General features: G+C 74.3%; 1 protein-coding gene. It reads right to left on the bottom strand.

All coding sequences use genetic code 11. From position 1 onward, the window contains the following. A partial coding sequence (locus ADL01_RS17370; protein ID WP_159049552.1) for a type I polyketide synthase occupies positions 1 to 4,520 on the bottom strand: 4,520 nt, incomplete at both ends.

Genomic DNA, 4,520 nt, shown 5'->3' with positions numbered 1-4,520 from the left:
GCATCCGCTCCGCGAACACCGGACTGGAATCCAGCAGCTCACGCGCCATCCCCGCCCACTGCGACCCCTGCCCCGGAAACACGAACACCGGACGGACCGTCCCACCCAGAACCCGCCCCGTGACCACGTTCTGCGCGGCCGCGTCATCCCGCGCCAGCGATTCGAGCCCGGCAAGCAGCTCGTCGCGGTCGCGGCCGAGGACGACGCCCCGGTGCTCGAAACGAGACCGTGAGACCGCCAACGACCAGCCCACATCCGCCAGTTCGAGGTCCGCGCACGCCGCGAGGTGGTCCCGCAGCCGCGCCGCCTGCCCGCGCAGCGCCTCCGGAGTCTTCGCCGACAGAGCCAGCGGCACCACACCCGCCACGACCGACGACGACGGGGCCTCGCCTCCCTCGGTCTCACCGAGAACGGGTGCCTGCTCCACGATCACGTGCGCGTTCGTCCCGCTCACACCGAACGACGACACACCCGCGCGACGCGGCGCACCGCCGTCCCGCGCGGCCCACTCCCGAGCCTCGGTGAGCAGTTCAACGGCCCCAACCGACCAGTCCACCTGAGGCGTCGGCTCATCGACATGCAGGGTCTTGGGCAGGACACCGGCCCGCATCGCCATGACCATCTTGATCACACCGGCGACGCCGGCCGCGGCCTGCGTGTGCCCGATGTTCGACTTCAACGAACCCAGCCACAACGGCCGGTCGGCCATCCGCTCCTTGCCGTACGTGGCAAGGACGGCCTGCGCCTCGATCGGGTCGCCGAGGGTCGTGCCCGTGCCGTGCGCCTCCACGGCGTCCACGTCAGCGGCGGACAGCCCGGCGCTCGCCAAGGCCGCCCGGATGACGCGCTGCTGGGAGGGACCGTTCGGGGCGGTGAGGCCGTTGCTGGCGCCGTCCTGGTTGACGGCGGAACCGCGTACGACGGCCAGGACCTGGTGGCCCTTGCGGCGCGCGTCCGACAGGCGCTCAAGGAGGAGCAGGCCGACGCCCTCGCCCCAGCCGGTGCCGTCCGCGGCGGCCGCGAAGGACTTGCAGCGGCCGTCCGCCGCAAGGCCTCGCTGGCGGCTGAACTCGATGAACGTGCCGGGCGTCGACATGACGGCGACGCCGCCCGCGAGGGCCATGTCGCACTCGCCCTGGCGCAGCGCCTGCGCCGCCAGGTGCAGGGCGACGAGCGACGACGAGCAGGCCGTGTCGACGGTCACCGCCGGGCCTTCGAGGCCGAAGGAGTACGAGATGCGGCCGGAGGCGACGCTCGCGGCGCTGCCGTTGCCGACGTACCCCTCCAGGTCGTCGAGGCCCCCGGGGGCGCTCAGGAGGTGGGTGGCGTAGTCGTTGTACATGACACCGACGAAGACACCGGTGGAGCTGCCGCGTGCGGCGGCCGGGTCGATGCCCGCGCGTTCGAAGGCCTCCCAGGTGGTCTCCAGGAGGAGGCGCTGCTGGGGGTCGATGGACAGGCCCTCGCGTGGGGAGATGCCGAAGAAGGCCGGGTCGAAGTCGGCGGCGTCGTAGAGGAAGCCGCCTTCGCGCGTGTAGAAGGAGCCGGGGCTGTCCGGGTCGGGGTCGTAGAGGGAGTCGATGTCCCAGCCCCGGTCGCCGGGCAGGTCGCCGATGGCGTCGACGCCGTCGGCGGCGAGCCGCCACAGGTCTTCGGGGTTGCTGACGCCGCCGGGGTAGCGGCAGCTCATCGACACGATGACGATCGGGTCGTCGTCCACGGCCACGGTGGCCGCCCGACCGGCACCCTGGGGTTGTGTCGCCGCGTCCGTGCCCAGGACCTCTTCGAGGATGTGGCGGGCCAGGACGGTGGCGGCCGGATAGTCGAAGGCGAGGGTGGCGGGCAGGCGCAGGCCGGTGGCCGAGGTGAGCCTGTTGCGCAGTTCGACGGCGGTGAGCGAGTCGAAGCCGATTTCACGGAAGGCGCGGTCGGGTGCGATCGCGTCGGCCGACGGGTAGCCGAGGACGGCGGCTGCGTGGCCGCGTACCAGGGTGAGGACTTCCTCTTCACGGTCCGTCTCGGGCAGCGCGGCGAGGCGCTGAGCGAGGGCGGAGCCCTCCTGCCGGTCGGCGGCAGCCGCGGTGCGGCGCTGGGGTGCTCGGACCAGGGTGCGCAGGAGCGGCGGGACGCCGTCGGAGGCGGCGCGGGCGCGCAGGCCCGCGAGGTCGAGGCGGACCGGCACCATCAGCGGGTGGCCGGCGGTGTGGGCGGCGTCGAAGAGGTCCAGGCCCTCGTCGGTGGTGAGCGCGGCGGCTCCGGCGCGTGCCCGGCGGTCCAGTTCGCCGGTGCCAAGGTGGGCGGTCAGTTCGCTGGCCTCGGCCCACAGGCCCCAGGCGAGCGAGGTCGCGGGGAGGCCCTGGGCGCGGCGGTGCTGGGCGAGCGCGTCGAGGAAGGCGTTGGCGGCCGCGTAGTTGGCCTGGCCGGGGGTGCCGAAGACGCCGGCCGCGGAGGAGAAGAGGACGAAGGCGGAAAGGTTCAGGCCCGCCGTCAGCTCGTGCAGGTGGAGTGCCGCGTCGGCCTTAGGGCGCAGGACGGTGTCCAGGCGCTCGGGGGTCAGTGCGGTGACGACTCCGTCGTCCAGGGCGCCGGCGACGTGCACGACGGCCGACAGTTCGGCGCCGACCTCGTCCAGGAGGGCGGCGAGCGCGGCGCGGTCGGCGGTGTCGCAGGCGGCGAGGCGCACGCGGGCGCCCGAGGCCTCCAGGTCCATGCGGAGTGCGGCCGCACCGGGGGCGTCGTCGCCCCGGCGGGATACGAGGAGCAGGTCCCTTACGCCATGCCGGGCCGCGAGGTGGCGGGCCACCAGGCCGCCCAGGGTGCCGCTTCCTCCGGTGATGAGGACGGTGCCTTCGCCCCAGGAGGCGGCGTCATCCGTGGTGTCCGGCGTCTGGGGGCTCGGTACACGGGTCAGGCGCGGGGCCCGCAGCGCGCCGTCGCGGACCGCGAGCTCGGGCTCGTCCGTGGCGAGTGCGGCGGCGACCAGGTCCTCGGTCACGCCGGTGGAGGGGTCGAGGTCAAGGAGGACGAAGCGGCCCGGGTGCTCGGACTGCGCCGAGCGCACCAGGCCCCACACGACGGCGGCCACGGGGTCCGGGGCGGTATCGGCTGCGACGGCGCCGCGGGTCACCACGACCAGGCGGGACGACTCGAACCGCTCGTCGGCGAGCCAGCCCTGCACGGCCTTAAGCGCGCGCTCCAACAGCGGCCGCACCGCGTCGAGTTCGACCGGACGCGCCGTCCCTGCGGGCACATCGGCGGGGGGGGGCGTCAGCAGCGGCAGAAGCAGCGTCGCGGGCGGCTCGGCGCCGTCGTCGAGCGCGGCGGTCAGGGACGCCAGGTCCGCGAAGGTCTCTCGTACGAGTGGGAGGGCGTCGGACACGTACGGGGCGTCGTCGGCGAGGAGGGCCGCCGGCGCGGGCTGGTCGGCACCGGACGCCGGGGTGTCGACGGGTGTCCACTCCACTTGGAAGAGCGCGTCGCGCCTCGGCGCGCCGGTCAGCTGCTCCTCTGACAGGGCGCGCAGCGCCAGCGAGCCCACGGAGACGACGGGCTGCCCGGTGGCGTCGGCGGCGAGCAGGCCGACGGTGTCCGTCCCGGCGGACGTGACGCGTACCCGGAGCGTGGTGGCGCCGGTGGCGTGCAGCGTGACCTCGGACCAGACGAAGGGCAGGTGCGCGCGGTCGGTGCGGGCGATGAAGTCACCGAGTCCGATGGCGTGCAGGGCGGCGTCGAAGAGCGCCGGGTGCAGCCCGAACGACTCCGTGTCGGCGTGCGCCTCCTGCGGCAGGTCGATCTCCGCGTACACGTCGCCGCCGTGGCGCCAGGCGGCGCTCAGGCCCTGAAAGAGGGGGCCGTAGCCGTGCCCGTTGGCCGTCAGGCGCTCGTACAGGTCGGAGACGTCGACGTGCTCGGCGCCGGCGGGCGGCCACACGGACAGGTCGGCGTCGGTGGTCTGCTCCGAGGGCGCGGCGGGCAGCAGGCTCCCGGTGAAGTGCCGTGTCCAGGGGGTGTCGTCGGCGTCGTCCTGCGGGCGCGCGAACAGGCCGAGTTCGCGGCGCCCGGCGTCGTCCGGTCCGCCCACCGAGATCTGGAGCTGGACGGCACCCTGCTCGGGGATGACGAGGGGGGCTTCCAGGGTCAGCTCTTCGAGGTGGCCGCAGCCGACCTCGTCGCCCGCGCGCAGGGCGAGTTCGACGTACGCCGTGCCGGGCAGCAGGATCACGCCGTCGACCGCGTGGTCCGCGAGCCAGGGGTGCGTCTGCGTCGAAAGGCGTCCCGTGAAGAGGTACCCGTCGGCGTCCGCGAGGGCCACGACGGCCCCCAGGAGCGGATGACCGGCGGCACGCAGACCCGCGAACACCACGTCACCGGCGCCGGCCGGCACGGCCTTCGGCCAGTGGCGCTCACGCTGGAAGGCGTACGTGGGGAGGTCGACGGTGGTGCGGGAGCCGGGGAAGAGGGCCTTCCAGTCGAGTTCGGCGCCGTGTACGTGGGCTTCGGCGAGCGAGGCGGCCAGGCGG

Source organism: Streptomyces sp. NRRL WC-3618, from assembly GCF_001280005.1.
Classification (GTDB): Bacteria; Actinomycetota; Actinomycetes; order Streptomycetales; family Streptomycetaceae; genus Streptomyces.
This window is presented reverse-complemented; position numbering and strand designations above follow the sequence as displayed.